Consider the following 15,502-nt stretch of genomic DNA (forward strand, 5'->3'; position numbering starts at 1 on the left):
ATTTTTTGGGCGGTGTGTGAGGCAGAGAATAAAGTTATGAATTATTTTGGATCCTATCGTCGTCTGTTTGAGAATTCACGAAGCGCTTTATTGAGTGCAATTGAAATCTACAATAAACCGAGAGTATCATATCGGGAAGAATCTTTTGTTATTCTCCTGATTAATTCTTGGGAGCTTCTTTTGAAGGCGGTTCTTTCAAAAAGCAAGAAACGCATCTTTTATAGAAAACGCAAGGGGGAACCGTATCGTACATTGACCCTAACTGATTCGATGAAAAGTGCTGAGTCTTTGTTTCCCTCTAATCTTCCATTCCTACCAATTCGAAAGAATATCGAACTTCTAGAGGCATATCGAGATTCTGCTATTCACTTTTACAACGAAGCAGACTTCCGGAGTATTATATTTGCTTTGTCTCAAACAAGCATTATTAATTACAGGGATGTGCTGGAAAATTTCTTTGGTAAGGATACTACGGAAGAAATTACATGGGCGGTTTTACCGCTTGGATCAAACTATCCTGCAGATCCAACTATTTTTCTCTCAAAAAGAAACAATAAACAGAGCGTCTCTGTGAGTGAATACCTCAGATTACTGCAGGGGTCTATACAGGAAGTTGAAAAAAATAAGCTGGATACAGGTCGACTGCTAACGGTTTTCAATGTCAAACTTGAGTCAACAAAGAAAATTGCAAATGCTGATTTTGTGGTTGGGGTTCAACCATCCTCTGGCGGAGGAGAGCCGATGCTGATTCAGAGAAAGGTTGATCCGAATGAAAGTCATCCATGGAGAGAAATGATGGTCATGCCAGAACTCCCCGAGTTCAATGGGAAACCTATGTCGAAATATACATTTCGAGCGATTTTATATAAGTATGATCTAAAGAATAATCCAAATCTTGTTTGGGTTGCCTCTGAAGGTGTATTGACAAAATATTCAAGGGACATAATTCCTTGGATTAAGCGTCTTTCGGGTGATGAGATATCCCTAGCAGTTAAAGGCTACAAAACTTTTCTAAAGAAAAAAAGGGAATCCGGATGAAAAAATTTCCGCAGGACAATCAACAACAATCTAAAAAAGTACGCTGAAGAATGAAGCGTAAAAATAGATTTGATATACAAAAATATCCTGAGACGATCAAGTCGTCTCAGGATATTTCTTTTTTGGTTCCCACCTACACAAGCAACTTTGCTCCATACTTTTCAATAAAGTATTTCACGGGATAGACAAGTTCTTTTTCGAGTGCCTCTTCAAGCGAGAGCCAAACCGGCTTTACGCCCTCGTCGTTTATTTTTATTTCGCCAAGGTTTTTCACTCGGGTGGTGTAGAGGTGCCACTTGTGGTTATCCGCTCCTCGGCGGCATTCATCGCCGATCACGTCTTCTTCGGAAAAAAGTTTTATGCTTGCAACTTTGATGCCTGCTTCTTCTTCCAACTCTCTTTTTGCGGCAGTCTCGGGATCTTCGCCCGTATCAAGATGCCCCGCCGGAATAGCAAAGGCGAACGGATAAATAATCCTTTCAAAAAACAAAGTTTTCCCCGATTCGTTGAACACGAACACCCCGACGCTTTCATGCCAGTACTCTTGGGTAGCATTGTCTATCCACCAAACTGTCTTCGGATCAATCACGATAAGCCGTGGTGATTTGTTGCTACACTCATCGCAGAGATAAAAGGTTTTTTCTCCTTCAAACACGCGATTTATTTTCTCGGAATGGCACTGTGGGCAGTACTGGTGATACTTCCCATCCGTCGGCAAAGGAAAAGTAATTTTCATAAAATTCATCGATTAAAGGCTTATCTTTCCATTAAACCTGTGATACAGTGCTTTGTCAAAGTTTTTTCGGATTTTGACGAGTTATTTACCATCCAGAGGGAGAGCAGAAATGAAAGTGTTTCGGACTGACTGTAAAGAATGGCAAGGGTACAAGCCGTGTTCAAAGCAGAAACAGGGCGTAATAGAGGGATGTGATCAGTGTCGGTTCTACGCTCCGATTCAGGGAAACATCTTGATCATCGAGGCGGGTGGTCTTGGAAGCGCTCTTCGGACGAGCATTGTGATGAAAGAGATCAAAGCGCAAAGACCCAATACTCACATCCATTGGCTCACTACCGAGCAGTCGGTGGAATTGGCCGGAAACATCCCCAGTGTGGATCGCGTGTATGCTACTACATGGGAAAATCTTGTCATTCTTGGAGCGCAGACGTACGACTTGGTGATAAACTTCGAGTCCAATCCGCTCTATCTTGCTTTTGTCAGTAAACTTCCCTTTGAAAAAAGAGGGTTTACGATGAATGGTTTCGGTAATCTGGTCATGGCGTCTCCTTCGGCTGAAGAATTTTTGTGGATGCAAACCAATGACCACTTTCGGCGAAGAGAAAATGAAAAGCCGATGCAACAAATTCTTTTGGAAACAGTTGGCTTGGAGTGGAAAGAGCAGAGATATGATCTGGTCACGAAGCCGGAAGATGATGAATGGGCGCGAGCGTTCTTGATGACAGAAGGTGTCTCTGAAACCGATATGTTGATAGGACTTAATATTGGGAGCAGTCTTCGGCATAGTGCGAAGCGGTGGTCGCCTCAATATTTTTATGAGCTAGCGAAGCTTTGTCGAGAACAGCATCCACAATGGAAACCGATTCTCCTCGCCGGTCCGGAAGATATTGACGCCTACAATGTGCTCATAGAGTTGAGCCATAAAGAAGGTATGGTTCCTTCGGGTTATTGGAACACGATGAGTCAGTTCATTTCGCTGGTCAATCGAACATCGATCGTTGTTTCAGCCGATACCTTCGGACTCCATGTCGCACTCGGCTTGGGAAAGAAAGCTATCTCGCTTTGGGGACCGCAACCAAAGGAGGAAACATACCACTACGGCAGTGGCGTAAAAGTGAGTCTTGATTTGGATTGTTCGCCTTGCTTTGCCGGAAAACTGGAGAAGTGTTCGAACCTGAATACTCTACAGTGCATGCGGGAAATAGCGGTAAAGACGGTGTTTGATATTCTGGAGCAAGAACTATTACAAGGAGAGTAAGCCACAGAGTGGCAAACCAAAAACCCAGACAAGGATTGTCTGGGCTTCTTTTTTTCTTTACTTTTGGAGTTCTATTTTTATTCCCACCACCCCATACTTTTCCTGATCTTCTTTTGAGTAAAATTGATTGATTTCTTTGAGCAGAAATTCTTTGGACATTCCACCGAAATATTCCGGAGGAAAATCAGAAAAAAGATTTTCAAATGAATCGTATCGGTAGAGCGCCTTCACTTTTGCTTTCACTGTTTCCGCTGGATTGTCATTTCGGGAGAACTCGATCGCATCGCCGATATTGATCAACCGACGCTTTTCATCAAAAAGACGAGACTCGATAACTTTCTGCCCATTGGCGATTTTCTCAAAGGGTTCTTTGGCGAGTTTCATCTGATGAATAGTCATATTGCACATGTTTTATAATGAATCATGATCTCCACAAATAGCGTATCAGAAAACGTTTTCTGCTTCAAGCTGAAGAGTTTCTGATGAACGAGAGAGGTATAGGTGCTTTATCAAGCCATAACCCGTTCCATCCGCTCTCGTATTGGTTCAAGATTTTTGCCACTTTTGAGCCATCTTGAAAGAATGCGAGGGCAGAAATTGTTCCCACCTGTACCCCACCAAGCGAGCAGTGTAGGATGAGAGGACGCGAAAGCGTCTTCTTTTTCTTTTGTCTTTGATGGCTGTGATATTATGGCGAAAAGAGGGGAGTTTTCTTTTTTGGAATAAGAGTATGAATACTGTCGCTCTCACCAAAAAACTCATGTCCATCCCTTCCGTAAGCGGGGATGAATTGGCGGTGCTTAAATTTCTTGAAGGTATTCTTCTGGACTACGGTTTCTCGTCTGTTCGGAAGATTCCCCTCGAAGACGGAACTTATTGCCTTGCGGCTTCCAAAGGAAAGTCCGATGCGTGGATTGTCGGGCATACGGATACGGTTCCCGGTATCGTTCCGATTGAGGAAAAAGATGGGAATCTCTATGGGAAGGGATCTTGTGACACGAAAGGAAACATTGCGGCAGCGCTTATTGCTTCAAAAAGTCTCACGGACATCAACCTCCTCCTCACTGTTGGCGAAGAAAGTGACTTTCGCGGTGCGAATCGTGCGGCGGAAGATAAGGAAGTTATGAAAGGAAAGCGTTTTCTCATTCTCGAGCCGACTTCTTCCGAATTTATGGACGGACAGCGCGGAGCGATTCTTCTCGAGGTATCGGCGGAGGGTATACAGAAACACTCGGCGTTTATCGGAAAGACTTCCGAAAATGCGATTCATAAAGTGGTGAATGTTCTCGGTATTCTTGGAGAATACAATCTTCCCCTTTGGAATGTCGGCACTATTCGTGGAGGCATTGCTAAGAATATTGTCGCTCCCGAATGTTGCGCCGAGGTGGCTATACGTCCCGCGACGCTCAAAGAATTCAGAGACGCTGTGTTGGCTATAGAAGATACTCAAAAAGTATTCTCGGATGTAACCCTCAAAATCAAAGCCGCCCTTGAGCCTCTCGAAGGAAAGAAACAAAAACAAGGATTCACCGAAGCCTACTTTTTCCGTGGCAAGGGAAGGAACGTTGAAATCATTGGTGCCGGCGACCTTCATGTGGCGCACTCTCCGGAAGAGCATGTGCCGATAGCCGAACTTGAAGCGTTACCGGGGAAGATTGTTGGGTGGGCGAGGGTAGTGTAGAAAAAATACAAGAAAATTAGCGAGTCGTTTTTTGATATTTTGTTTACACTTATTGACTGTTTAAACAGCATTGGCTTGAAATAAGGAAGGAAATGGCATACTATGTGAGGAAAAGAAGGGAACTGCTTATAATTTACACTAAGCTATGAAACTCTATCTCTCTTCCTATCGCCTTGGCGATAAGCCGGAACAGTTGGTTGAACTGTTGAATGATAATAAGAAAGTAGCAGTTATTCCCAATGCGCTTGATTTTTCTACTGACTTGGCGAGGCGAGAACAGAGCCAGAAACGGGAATTCGATGATTTGAAGAGCATTGGTTTAGAGGCTGAAGAACTTGATTTGCGATTGTACTTCGGAAAAGAGGGGGAGCTTAAAAAGAAGATTAAGGAGTATGGTTTGGTGTGGGTGCGCGGAGGAAACGCCTTTGTTTTGAGGCAAGCTATGCGCCAGAGCGGATTGGACGAGATTCTTAGAGAGTTGTCCAAGGGAGATGATGTTGTCTATGGCGGCTACAGTGCCGGTGTTTGCATTATCGGTCTTACACTCAGGGGAGTAGAGCTTGTTGACGACCCAACAATTGTTCCCGATGGATATCAAAAGGAAATAGTATGGGATGGTGTCGGATTGGTTGACTTTTCCTTTGCGCCGCATTATCAATCGGATCACGCGGAATCTTCCGCTGTCGAAAAAATGATAGATTTTTACAAAAAGAACGCGATGCCTTTTCGAGCCCTGAAAGACGGGGAGGTTATTATTCAGACCATCTGATTTTTCCCGAACATCGGTATTATGCTTTACAAAATAGACGAGCGTGGCGTAGTGGTGAACGAAGCGAGTCTCGAAAAAATTCAGCCTGAATATATTCCATTGGTAGAAGAAATCAATGAGTTCTATAAGCGTAAGCTGAAAGAAAATTTGCTGAATCAAGGCTTTTGTTTGAGCCAATGATACGAGATGATCGGGGAAAACACCCCCTCGTTCAAGAAGCTTCGAAAACTCTTTCGCCATTCGTACAAAAGAGAAAATCATTCTCCACAAACCAATCACCATTGACACTAACCTTTTTCTCTGATACCTTACCCCTATGAAAAAGGAAGACGGTTATTTTCTTTCAGCTATCGGGGTCTTTTTGAGTCCTTTTGTATTTCTGTGGCTGAAAGGAGTGCCGGTAGCTTATTATAATGGACCGCATGACGAGTCGTTTTATGCGTATATTGTAGCCAAGTTTTTTGTTCTTATTGTTGTTGTTTTTATTTTTTTTGGTGCTTATATTGTTAGCTGTCTAATTTTTGATAAAAAAGCATATCGCGCCATAGTCGTTCTTGCAGCCTTGTTTTCGCTCTACGGGCTGGTTTTTTTTACGGAAAGCGAAGGAGATAGAATGGCAAAAGGTTGTTTCTTTAGTCCAATTCCCGCAAAATGCGGCGATATTACATTGACAGAGGAGGAAATTCTCAATGAGGTCAATTATCGGGAACTTTCGAAAAGAAAAGCAAGAAAATTATTTCTTGAGGCGCAGAAGGAAAATCAGGATTACATTATACTTTACTCAAGTAAAAGTGAAGAAGATAAGACGTCTGAAGATAAGAGATTGCAAGCGATACATGAAGGTATAGTTCCATATCACGAGCGCGCCCTTAGGGCGGTTGAAAGAATGGACAATTGATTTTTTCCCTAAAGTTTTGATTTGTATCAATATTGTAGGGAGAAAATCATTCTCCACAACCTACTTTAACAATTCGGAAAGAGGAATACTGAAATGCGATACATCATCGCGTTGTTTGTTTTGTGCTTGTATGTTCCCAGTGCTTTGGCACTGTGCTACATACAGGATGTGGCGTGTTTAGCACCGCGGGTTTTGCCCGAGTACAATTCAGATCGAAGTAGTACTCGCGAGTGGTCTGCTCCAAACGGCATCACTTTCGGCTATGGAAACCGCATCATTACGCGTGTGCGCTTTGATAATGAGGCAGTGGGTATCTTGCGGAGCAACAGCGATTTCGGCATAGAAATCGAAGCAGTGCTCGAAGGCCCGAATAAGGATATCGAGCTTGATCGTATCGAGACGACGTTTCCGTCGAATGCGAAGGCTGGTATAGATACCGCACTGTCTGATTTCTTCACGAATGATCCGAACTCTCGCAATGTAGCTGTCCACGTGCTTAATCCAAGCGCGATTGAACCCGGAGTGGACTATTTCGTCTTCTACATCTTCAAGAACCTGCTACCGAGTAGCGGCGTGACGGTTGTCTCGAATCTCCAGATCACCCTTGATCTGGGCGATAAGTTTTCCTATGGTTATGGGCTGTTTGTGACCAATCTTTACGCGGAGAGTGTCCCGTACTTGGATCAATTCCAGTATTTTCTTCTGGAGACGGATCCTCACGTGCCATTCGTCGCCTATCCGAGCGGGAATTCTTCGGGATTCCCCGGTGTCTGCTGGACTTCCAAAACGGCAAGTGCAACGTGTTGGATTGTCCTTCAGAATCAGTGCACTGGATTGGTGAATCCGCCAGAAGAGAGTATCTGGGCTCGTGTGGCGTTGCGGTTTCTGGGAATAGCGGATGCATACGCCGATACAAGCGTGTGCTCTCTGCCTAGTAGCGGCACCACCGCTCCCGTGCGATCAGAACAAATCCATGACACCTCCAATCCTCCCCCCGTCTCCGGATCCGACGGCTCAACCGACCTCCCGAATCTTACGATGCGGGATGTCTATCTCTTGGACGCCAACAAGGATAAAGTTCCTTCGATTCACGTGAACAAGAACTTCTATTGTCACATGAATGTGAAGAACTACGGGGAGAAAAAAGCAAACGGTGTCTTCGAGAATCGCTGCTGGGTCTCCAAAGGAAACAAGTTCGACGGGAAGAACGATGCCGAAGATATTGGCAAGGATGATATGGATGATCTCGACAACGGATACTCGCGGTCTTCAGATGAAGATTCGACCGGTATCAAATGGCCGGGGACATACAACCTCGTCGGCTGTACGGATGCATCGGGAAAGGTGACGGAATCAAACGAAAAGGACAATTGCAATGTGGGCGACCACGCCGTTATCCATGAGTTTGTTTTCCAGGTCGTGAGCGATCCGAATCTCACGACGACCGCGATCAACCTGGGTGGCAAGACCAGTCTTTCCATCAAGGAGTCGTTCGTCATTTCTTCCACAACGGCAAATCCCGGAGAAAACTTCGGACCTGACTATGTCTATATCGGCTACTTCATAGATGGAGCCTTTGTTGGGAAGAATCAAATCCTTCGCGCGAATATGCAGGGAGGTATGAACAAGACGGAAGAAACTTCCGTTCCTGCGGGTATAGCGGTTCCCGGTATTCATGAAGTCAAGGCGTGTGCCGACTACGACAATCATATCGCCGAGACGAATGAAACGGATAACTGCATGGTGTTTCTGGTGACCGTGAGTGACCCAAACGCTCCGCCTCCGAACCCGGATCCCAACCCGAATCCGACTCCTCCGCCACCGATGTCGAAGTCGGAGGAGGATGAGTTGTATCTTATGTTGTTGCTTGACTAACGAGTGAGAGGAGAAAGACGTAATGAAACTGAAACACACACTTGCAGCGAGTGTCATACTGGGAACCGTTGCTTTCCCTGCATTGGCGACTCACGAGGTAAACGGCATCCTCATCAACCGTGTCTACGTGGATCCGACTGATGTGGTAGTTCGTACGAATACCGAAAATGGATGTGGATCCATTTTTTTCCATCTACCGAGAAGCAATGTGAACTTCAGGGAGATGCACGCGTATATCTTCCGAGCGTTTCGGGAGCAACTCCCGATCAACTTTGCCGTTCAGGATAGCTGCAACGGCGATCGGGTTGATATCAGTCATGGATCGATGGAGACACAGTGACTGTAACTGAATCAAGGAAGATTCTTTGAACAACGAAAAAACAGGGCGTTCTGGAAAACCAGGCGCCTTTTTAACTTCTCGGAAAAATTATATGTGCTATGCTAAAAAACAGCTGGGATCGCGAGGAGTTGTCCTATTTGAATGAGTGTTCCTTCCGGAGAAGGTATCGCTCGTTCCCATTCAAAGGTTCGAAAGCTGTCCCGCCAGGCGAGCAATGGAGAATAAGAGGGGTTGAAAGAACTTCCTTTTTTTGCGAAGAAGGGTCTTTTTCTTTGTTTTTGACAAAAATTAGTGAATGGAGTACTATTATCGTATACTATTCACTAAAAATATGGCTATAACCAAACCGATTCGAGATCGTATCCGCGGGCTCAAGGAAGAATTTGATGCTCTGAAGAGAGGAAAAGAGGCACTTTTAGCGTTGATTGATGAGGCGGAAATTCCGGAGAGTGTCTACAATTCGAATGCCATTGAGAATTCTACGCTCACACTTAAAGAAACGGAAAAGATCCTCCTCGATATGGAGGTGTCACGCAATGTATCCGTGCGCGAAGTGTTCGAAGCGAAAAATCTTGCCCGCGTGGTGAGTTTTATCCGAACGAAATCACAGGAGAAAGAACTTGATCGAGGGGAAATACTTCTCCTTCACAAAATGCTCATTGGGAGTATTGATGACAATATAGCTGGGAGATTTCGGGGGAAGGGTGAGTATGTTCGAGTCGGAACGCATATCGCTCCAGCGCCGGAGCATGTCGAAGCTATGATTGCTTCGGTCATTTCTGAGTACGAGAAGAGTGACAGTGCATACTTTCTGGATTCGGTTGCGAAGTTTCACTTGGATTTTGAAACCATCCATCCGTTTTGTGATGGAAACGGACGCATTGGTCGCGTGATCATTTCTTATCAACTCCTCCGTTTTGGCTTTCCTTTGATTATTATCCGCGACAAAGGGAAGGAAATCTATTACCAGTCTTTTTCCGAGTATCGCGAGAAGAAAAACGCGAAAACGATGGAAAAAGTTCTTTCGCTTGCACTTCTCGAATCGCTTCACAAGCGCATTGCATATCTGAAAGGAGAATCTATTGTTACGCTTTCCGAGTATGCAAAAAAACACGAGAAAAAGTCTCCCGCTCTGTTTAATGCCGCTCGTCGCCAAAACATCCCAGCGTTCCGGGAAAAAGGCGTCTGGAAAATTGGAGAGAAATCCAAGGAGGACTGAACGTATGCCTGAAATTCTAGGCGATAGTCACACATTGTTCTGCGAGAGCGATTGTCCCCTCCAGAGATGGTATCGCCCTTTCCCACTCAAGAGTTCGAAAGCTGTCTCGCCAGGCGAGTAATATTTGGAGAACAGTATGACACTGCGCTACTATAACCAACGGCCACCATATTAGAGAACCATCCATGGGAGTCAATGGTGATATTTACAGGGATTGGGAGCGCCTTGATGTTGAAATCTGGTCAGGGCGTGTATTTTTCTATAGAATAGGAAAGAGAGAATGCTGCGTGAAAGAACTTATGCAAGAGTAGTTTTAAGAGAATAGCTTTTTGTTTTGGGGTTGACATGTGGTGTGAATTCTTTTGAATAAACTCTATGGAAACTTTGGAAAAAAATGGAATGGTGTATGTGGTGTTGCTGATTGTTATTCTTCTTGGGTGGGCGATTTATCGATTTGCGAATGTTCCGGAGCCTGACTGGAATGAGGATATCCCTTCTAATCCAATGGAGGACGACTCTTCTGTCGAGTCGGTAACAAATAAGTTGTCAGTTCCGCCTCAGATAACATCAGGAACTGAGGAAGGGAATACTAAAGAGTAAAGGTCTTCGTTTCGAGAGATGTCTGTTGAGGAATTCTTGTGCTTATTAAGTAATTTGTTAGAATCCCCATCGCTACTTGTCTTGAGAGAGCGTATCAAGATAGCATTGGCAGTTAAGCGCCACATAATGAGGGAGAAGGAAGTGTTTTTTGACGGATTCTTTGGCGGCTCGTCCGATGGTATGTGCGATTGTTTTGTCGAGAATCGTTTCGACAATGTGCTTTGCTATAGTGTCTGGCGTGTCGGCGAGGTAGCCACTTTTGCCATGGGTGATTTGGAGTTCGGCTCCACGTGATGGGCGTGCAATGACAACGTGTTCTTTCCACATCGCCTCTGTGATAGTGAGTCCGAATCCTTCGCGTCGACTCATCTGGAGTGTGCAGGCAGTGTGGGTGTTGAGTGCGTTGACGAAGAGTGCGTTGCTGATACCGCCTCTGAGCTGGGAGAGGTCTGAAAAGATATGAATATCAGTATCGTCTGATGCGGCTGATTTTGTCTTCTCAACCCATGCGAGCGCTTCCGGGTCGTCAGACGCTTCGATGAATCCTGCGAGTACGAGCTGAAGCGTTGGAAGGGATTGCTTGGCGATGCGGTAGGCTTCGATGGCGCCGATGGGGTCTTTCCATACATCGAAGCGAGATACTTGCGTGATGTATGGTCGCAGTGTATCGATGCCGTGTTGAACGAGAATGTCTGTCGTGAGAGCGTGTTCAAGGGAAACGTTTTTCTCGGTCAATGGATCAATAGCGGGGCGGATAACGGTTGTTTGTTCCTCGGGGTAGGGCTCTATTGCTGAGTGATAATTGCTGCTCGAAACAATAACCGATGATGCCTGTCGAATCATAGGCATGAGGAGTTCGACTATTGGCATGAAGGGCGTTGAGAGATCAATATGGAGTCGAGAGATAACAGGGGCGAATCGAGTCGCTTGCGATATGAGCGGAAGCGGTTGTGGATCATGGAGTATGATGAGATTCGGTTTGATATCGCAAACCATGGTTTCAAATTGCTCACGCAGTTCGGTCGCGATATTGAGATAGGTTCTTTGCTCATCAGGGGTAAGCGTGTGTGCTGTTCCCTGAAGACCATTGTGGATTTTCTTGGTGACAACGAAAAATTCGGTGGCGTCTTCGATGACAGCCCACGAGCTTTCGATGCCGAGTGCGCGTTCAAGTGCGCATCCACCTCTTAAGAGTTCAGCAACACCACCTCCGCGGGCTGCGGAGTTTATGTGGAGTATTCGCTTACCGGAAAGCAGTGGAGTGATGCTCTGCAGAAGAGCGCCATCTTCGGGACTTATCGTGGAATATGTTGCAAGGGTTTCTTTTGTGCGTGCGCCTTGAGGGACGATTCTGAGTGTGGGCATATGAAAAGTATATCAAGGGAAGCTCTGAGAAACAAACAGAACGGTGGTATTTACATTCAAAAAGAGACCTCTATTTTCGAGAAAGGTCTCTTTCTTATTTTTTCTTTGGAAAAAGTGGCTATTTCTTTCTGAGAAAAGTATGAACAATCATTGCCATAGGGCAGTATCCAGTGAGAGCGAAGAACATGAGCATGCCTCCGACAAAGAGTGTCACCCAATGAAATTCCGGATGAATGAAAATGCCAAGAAGTGTAAATAGTGCTACGAAGAGTCCTGCAATGAGGAAAACGATTCGGTCGACAGTCCACGCTTTTGTGTCAGCGCGATAGAGAGATGATTGAGACATAGAGACTTGTTAAGAAAGAATGTTTTTCGCGAAAATAGTGTGAGAAATATGTCTTATTGATTTTTTTAACAAGTTTTATACTGTGAGGAGGAAGGTCTGCGATTCTTTATTCTTCCCAATGTTTTCGCTCAAAGACGAAGTAGAGCAGAGGAAAGATGATGAGGGTGAGGAATGTCGAAGCGGAAAGCCCGAAGATGATAGACCAAGCGAGTCCTTCCCAGACGGGGTCGCTGACGATAGTGAGTGAGCCGAGTATGGCGGCGAGTGATGTGAGGACAATCGGGAGAAGTCGGATGCGCCCGGCTTCGACGAGAGCTTCTCGTATCGGTCGACCAGAGTGCTTGAGCGGCTCGAGGTATTCCAGATAGATAATAGCATTTTTTACGGAGAGCCCAGAGAGGGCGATGACGCCAATCATAGATGTGGCATTGAAGTACGTTCCTTTGATTGCTTGAAGCAATGCAAATCCAGGGAGTATCCCTATGAGTCCGAGCGGAATGCTTATCATGATGAGTCCGGGTATGAGGAGCGATTTGGTCCGTGCTGCGAGAACGAAGAAGATGAGGAACATGACAACGCCCATCACGATGCCAAGATCGCGGAATACTTCGAGAGTCAGTTTCCACTCGCCACCGATTTCTACACGGTAGAGTTCGCCGGTTATTCGGTCGCGATAGGTGGTGCCGAGCGGTGACCAGGACACTCGCTCGCCGACATTGTCCGGGAGGTGATAGTCGAGGAGGTAGGGGAACATATCAAGGACGGCATACACGATGCTTCGATCTCCCATTTCAGCGGATACGTAGGTCGTTGCTTCTCGGTTATCGGAAAGGATTTCTCTCTCGACGGATTGGTCGATTGGTTCGAGGAGGGTGGTGAGTGATACGAGTCCCCCGGTTTTTCCGGCAACTTTGATATGCGAGAGGTCGTTCTCTTGAGTACGGTCTTCTTGTGTGAATCGGATTACAATATATTCAGGCTCCTTCTTTGATGTGCTGTTGTCTATTGAATCATGAAACAGCCCAATCTTTGATCCGGATAGCGCCGCGTGCAACGACATTTCGATATCGCGCAGTGAGACGCCGAGGAGGGAAGCTTTGTCGGTATTGATGCGATAGGTTGGATTGAGACTTTTCTCGGGAATCGAGGTGTCGATATCGACGACGCCTTTTACTGCGGCAGAGGCAAGTGCGAGATCGCGAGCGATGCGCTCACGCATCTCACTGTTCTCACCTTTTACTTTGAGGAGAAAGGTAGAGAGAACAGGCGGTCCGGGCGGATCTTCGATGATGCGCGTGAGTGCATTGGGGAATGCTTCATGGAAGTTGGCGAGGCTCTCTCGTATGCGGAAGGCAATGGACTCCGATGTGGTAACGCGAGCACTTGCTGTGGTGAGATGTGCCGTGAGTGTCGCTTGGCTTTCGAGATTTCTCCCGGAGCTTCCTTTGAAGAGACCATTGAAATCGACCACCGGAGCTGCGCCGACAAAGCTTTCCACACTGAGAATATCGGGATTTTGGAGGAGTGTTGTCTCAAGTGCTCTGGCTGTTCTATCGGTTGTCTCAAGGGCTGTTCCCTCCGGGAGATCGAGGTATACAGAGAAGTGATCCTTGTCAGCCTTGGGGAGCATGCGGAAGGGGACAAGTGGTGTGAATGGAAGTATGAGTGCGATGATGAGTGCTATCCCTGTCGCTGCGAGTGCTACGACTCGTTTTCTGGAATGAATGAGGAGCGCGGAAAGTGTCCGTTCATATACTCGCTCAATGTGTTCGAATGTTCGTACGAAAAAATTCTGACGCTCCGTGCTTGGACTATTATGACGTGGCATGGAAAGGAGAGCGAGAAACGGATTGAGTGTGACAGAGATGATGAGTGATGCAAAGAGCGCTGCCGGCACGAAGAAAGGAATTGGTCCCATGTAGGGTCCCATCATGCCACTGACAAATGCCATTGGGAGAAAGGCGAGTGCCATGGTGAGTGTCGAAAGTGCGAGTGCGCCACCGACTTCGTCGACGGCTCGCACGATGAGTTTGATTCGATTCTCATGCGGAGAGAGACGAAGTGACCGGACAATATTTTCTACGACGACGATGGCGTCATCGACGAGGAGTCCGAGGGAGAGTATGAGCGCGAAGAGCGTGATGCGATTGATGGTTTGTCCTGCAAGGAGTCCGGCGCCGAAAACAGCGAGGAGTACAAGTGGAATCGATACTGAAGCGACAAAAGCATTTCTCAGTCCAAGAAACAGAGCAAGGAGTATACCAACAATGACGATTGATTTGATGAGGTCGAAGGAGAGTTTGGAGATTTCCTCGTGTGCAGTTTCTCCTTCATCGCGGAGGACGGATATCGAGACGGTATCCGGAATAAGGTCTTCACGGAGCGTATCGAGTTTCTGGAGAACCTGACTGGATACGGTAGTGGCATTCTCTCCCTTGAGTTTGGAGAGCGCGATATGGACAGTTTCGACGGTTGGTTTGTTCTTTTCTGAGAGTCGAATGTATTCTCTGATAGTGTCGGGCTCCAGAGAAATATCAGCAATATCTCCGAGTCGAAGTGTCAACCCATTTGTTTCGCGGAGGACGATATGAGAGAGCTCATTTGCATCGCGAATGTTTCCAGTGATGGTGATGAGTGGATTTTTGGTATTGCTCTGGATTTCATTAACCGAGAACGCCCCACTTGATTGATTGATGGCATTGACAATATCGGCAATGGTAATACCTCGAGCAATGAGTGCCGAAGCATGTAATTTGATCTGGAGGTGGTTGATGCGACCGCCTTTTACGTCTGCGGTTGATATGCCCGGTACGAGCTTGAGATAGTCTGAGACATCAATGGCGAGTTTGCGGAGGGAACTCTCGGAGAGTGTTGGTGATGCGAGCGCAATGTCGATAATGGGGACATCATCGGGGCGTATTGATTGAACGAGTGGAGTGGATACACCGAGGGGGAGCGTTGGCTGAATGTCCTGAATTTTTTGATTGAGCGCGATGGTTGCGCTTTCTTCGGAATATCCGACGAGGAATTTCACAATGACAATGCTTCGTCCCCCGACGAGTGATTGAGAGGATATAGCGTCTACTTTTGGAATTCCCAATACGGCATCTTCTATTCGTCGAGTGAGGAGAGAACGGACTTCTTCTACAGAAGCATCAGAGAATTCTGTGGTTATGGAAAATGCTGGGGCGACGATTTCCGGATTGTATTGCTTTGGCATGAACACAAAGGAAAGCGAACCCCAAATGATGAGTATGCCAATGGTGAGGAGTGAAATTTTCTGATTGGTGAGAAATATTTGAGCAGCTTTCCCGGCAAATCCGATGGATTGAGATTTGGATTTGTTAGGTGTCTCAGGTTGATGTTTCATGGACGAA

At 46.1% G+C, this 15,502-nt stretch carries 15 protein-coding genes; 10 read left to right on the top strand and 5 right to left on the bottom strand.

Annotation, left to right across the window (positions count from 1 at the left end; translation table 11 throughout):
- Nucleotides 1-36: 36 nt before the first annotated feature.
- Complete coding sequence (locus IPJ67_05200) at nt 37-1,038, top strand: DUF3644 domain-containing protein (protein ID QQR77490.1); 1,002 nt, start codon at nt 37-39, stop codon at nt 1,036-1,038.
- Nucleotides 1,039-1,171: 133 nt separating this feature from the next.
- On the opposite strand, the gene IPJ67_05205 is transcribed toward IPJ67_05200, so the two are convergent.
- Nucleotides 1,172-1,774: an NUDIX hydrolase gene (locus tag IPJ67_05205; GenBank protein ID QQR77491.1), complete on the bottom strand. Its 603-nt coding sequence runs from the start codon at nt 1,772-1,774 to the stop codon at nt 1,172-1,174.
- Nucleotides 1,775-1,883: 109 nt separating this feature from the next.
- On the opposite strand from IPJ67_05205, the gene IPJ67_05210 reads away from it, so the two are divergent.
- A complete protein-coding gene (locus IPJ67_05210) occupies nt 1,884-3,032 on the top strand; it encodes a glycosyltransferase family 9 protein (GenBank protein ID QQR77492.1) in 1,149 nt (382 codons plus the stop codon).
- A gap of 57 nt (nt 3,033-3,089) precedes the next feature.
- Here IPJ67_05210 and IPJ67_05215 read toward each other — a convergent pair whose 3' ends face one another.
- Complete coding sequence (locus IPJ67_05215) at nt 3,090-3,431, bottom strand: ASCH domain-containing protein (protein QQR77493.1); 342 nt, start codon at nt 3,429-3,431, stop codon at nt 3,090-3,092.
- 331 nt (nt 3,432-3,762) lie between these two features.
- Between IPJ67_05215 and IPJ67_05220 the strand changes: the two genes are divergently transcribed.
- The 8 genes from IPJ67_05220 to IPJ67_05255 all read left to right on the top strand — a co-directional run bounded on the left by IPJ67_05220 (nt 3,763) and on the right by IPJ67_05255 (nt 10,414).
- Nucleotides 3,763-4,713 (top strand): M20/M25/M40 family metallo-hydrolase, encoded by a 951-nt coding sequence (locus tag IPJ67_05220; protein QQR77494.1) that lies wholly within the window; start codon nt 3,763-3,765, stop codon nt 4,711-4,713.
- A 145-nt stretch (nt 4,714-4,858) separates the two neighbouring features.
- On the top strand, nt 4,859-5,482 hold the full coding sequence (locus IPJ67_05225) for a Type 1 glutamine amidotransferase-like domain-containing protein (GenBank protein QQR77495.1): 624 nt from the start codon (nt 4,859-4,861) through the stop codon (nt 5,480-5,482).
- 21 nt (nt 5,483-5,503) lie between these two features.
- Nucleotides 5,504-5,662 (top strand): hypothetical protein, encoded by a 159-nt coding sequence (locus IPJ67_05230; protein ID QQR77496.1) that lies wholly within the window; start codon nt 5,504-5,506, stop codon nt 5,660-5,662.
- Between the two features lie 136 nt (nt 5,663-5,798).
- Nucleotides 5,799-6,380, top strand: a complete 582-nt coding sequence (locus IPJ67_05235) for a hypothetical protein (GenBank protein ID QQR77497.1) — start codon at nt 5,799-5,801, stop codon at nt 6,378-6,380.
- A gap of 93 nt (nt 6,381-6,473) precedes the next feature.
- Nucleotides 6,474-8,255: a hypothetical protein gene (locus IPJ67_05240; GenBank protein QQR77498.1), complete on the top strand. Its 1,782-nt coding sequence runs from the start codon at nt 6,474-6,476 to the stop codon at nt 8,253-8,255.
- 22 nt (nt 8,256-8,277) lie between these two features.
- A complete protein-coding gene (locus IPJ67_05245; protein ID QQR77499.1) occupies nt 8,278-8,595 on the top strand; it encodes a hypothetical protein in 318 nt (105 codons plus the stop codon).
- Between the two features lie 331 nt (nt 8,596-8,926).
- A complete protein-coding gene (locus IPJ67_05250; protein QQR77500.1) occupies nt 8,927-9,814 on the top strand; it encodes a Fic family protein in 888 nt (295 codons plus the stop codon).
- 375 nt (nt 9,815-10,189) lie between these two features.
- A complete protein-coding gene (locus tag IPJ67_05255; GenBank protein ID QQR77501.1) occupies nt 10,190-10,414 on the top strand; it encodes a hypothetical protein in 225 nt (74 codons plus the stop codon).
- Between the two features lie 72 nt (nt 10,415-10,486).
- Here IPJ67_05255 and IPJ67_05260 read toward each other — a convergent pair whose 3' ends face one another.
- The 3 genes from IPJ67_05260 to IPJ67_05270 all read right to left on the bottom strand — a co-directional run bounded on the left by IPJ67_05260 (nt 10,487) and on the right by IPJ67_05270 (nt 15,495).
- Nucleotides 10,487-11,779, bottom strand: coding sequence for a glycosyltransferase (locus tag IPJ67_05260; GenBank protein QQR77502.1), 1,293 nt, complete (start codon nt 11,777-11,779; stop codon nt 10,487-10,489).
- A 118-nt stretch (nt 11,780-11,897) separates the two neighbouring features.
- Nucleotides 11,898-12,125: a DUF2892 domain-containing protein gene (locus IPJ67_05265; GenBank protein ID QQR77503.1), complete on the bottom strand. Its 228-nt coding sequence runs from the start codon at nt 12,123-12,125 to the stop codon at nt 11,898-11,900.
- Nucleotides 12,126-12,231: 106 nt separating this feature from the next.
- On the bottom strand, nt 12,232-15,495 hold the full coding sequence (locus IPJ67_05270) for an efflux RND transporter permease subunit (protein ID QQR77504.1): 3,264 nt from the start codon (nt 15,493-15,495) through the stop codon (nt 12,232-12,234).
- Nucleotides 15,496-15,502 lie beyond the last annotated feature (7 nt).

It is taken from the genome of Candidatus Moraniibacteriota bacterium, assembly GCA_016699385.1.
Lineage (GTDB): Bacteria > Patescibacteriota > Minisyncoccia > Moranbacterales > UBA1568.

Coding starts and splice junctions, on each gene's coding strand:
- IPJ67_05200 (QQR77490.1), top strand. CDS start 37: ATGAATTATTTTGGATCCTATCGTCGTCTGTTTGAGAATTCACGAAGC.
- IPJ67_05245 (QQR77499.1), top strand. CDS start 8,278: ATGAAACTGAAACACACACTTGCAGCGAGTGTCATACTGGGAACCGTT.
- IPJ67_05270 (QQR77504.1), bottom strand. CDS start 15,495: ATGAAACATCAACCTGAGACACCTAACAAATCCAAATCTCAATCCATC.
- IPJ67_05220 (QQR77494.1), top strand. CDS start 3,763: ATGAATACTGTCGCTCTCACCAAAAAACTCATGTCCATCCCTTCCGTA.
- IPJ67_05235 (QQR77497.1), top strand. CDS start 5,799: ATGAAAAAGGAAGACGGTTATTTTCTTTCAGCTATCGGGGTCTTTTTG.
- IPJ67_05225 (QQR77495.1), top strand. CDS start 4,859: ATGAAACTCTATCTCTCTTCCTATCGCCTTGGCGATAAGCCGGAACAG.
- IPJ67_05255 (QQR77501.1), top strand. CDS start 10,190: ATGGAAACTTTGGAAAAAAATGGAATGGTGTATGTGGTGTTGCTGATT.
- IPJ67_05230 (QQR77496.1), top strand. CDS start 5,504: ATGCTTTACAAAATAGACGAGCGTGGCGTAGTGGTGAACGAAGCGAGT.
- IPJ67_05240 (QQR77498.1), top strand. CDS start 6,474: ATGCGATACATCATCGCGTTGTTTGTTTTGTGCTTGTATGTTCCCAGT.
- IPJ67_05260 (QQR77502.1), bottom strand. CDS start 11,779: ATGCCCACACTCAGAATCGTCCCTCAAGGCGCACGCACAAAAGAAACC.
- IPJ67_05265 (QQR77503.1), bottom strand. CDS start 12,125: ATGTCTCAATCATCTCTCTATCGCGCTGACACAAAAGCGTGGACTGTC.
- IPJ67_05215 (QQR77493.1), bottom strand. CDS start 3,431: ATGACTATTCATCAGATGAAACTCGCCAAAGAACCCTTTGAGAAAATC.
- IPJ67_05210 (QQR77492.1), top strand. CDS start 1,884: ATGAAAGTGTTTCGGACTGACTGTAAAGAATGGCAAGGGTACAAGCCG.
- IPJ67_05205 (QQR77491.1), bottom strand. CDS start 1,774: ATGAAAATTACTTTTCCTTTGCCGACGGATGGGAAGTATCACCAGTAC.
- IPJ67_05250 (QQR77500.1), top strand. CDS start 8,927: ATGGCTATAACCAAACCGATTCGAGATCGTATCCGCGGGCTCAAGGAA.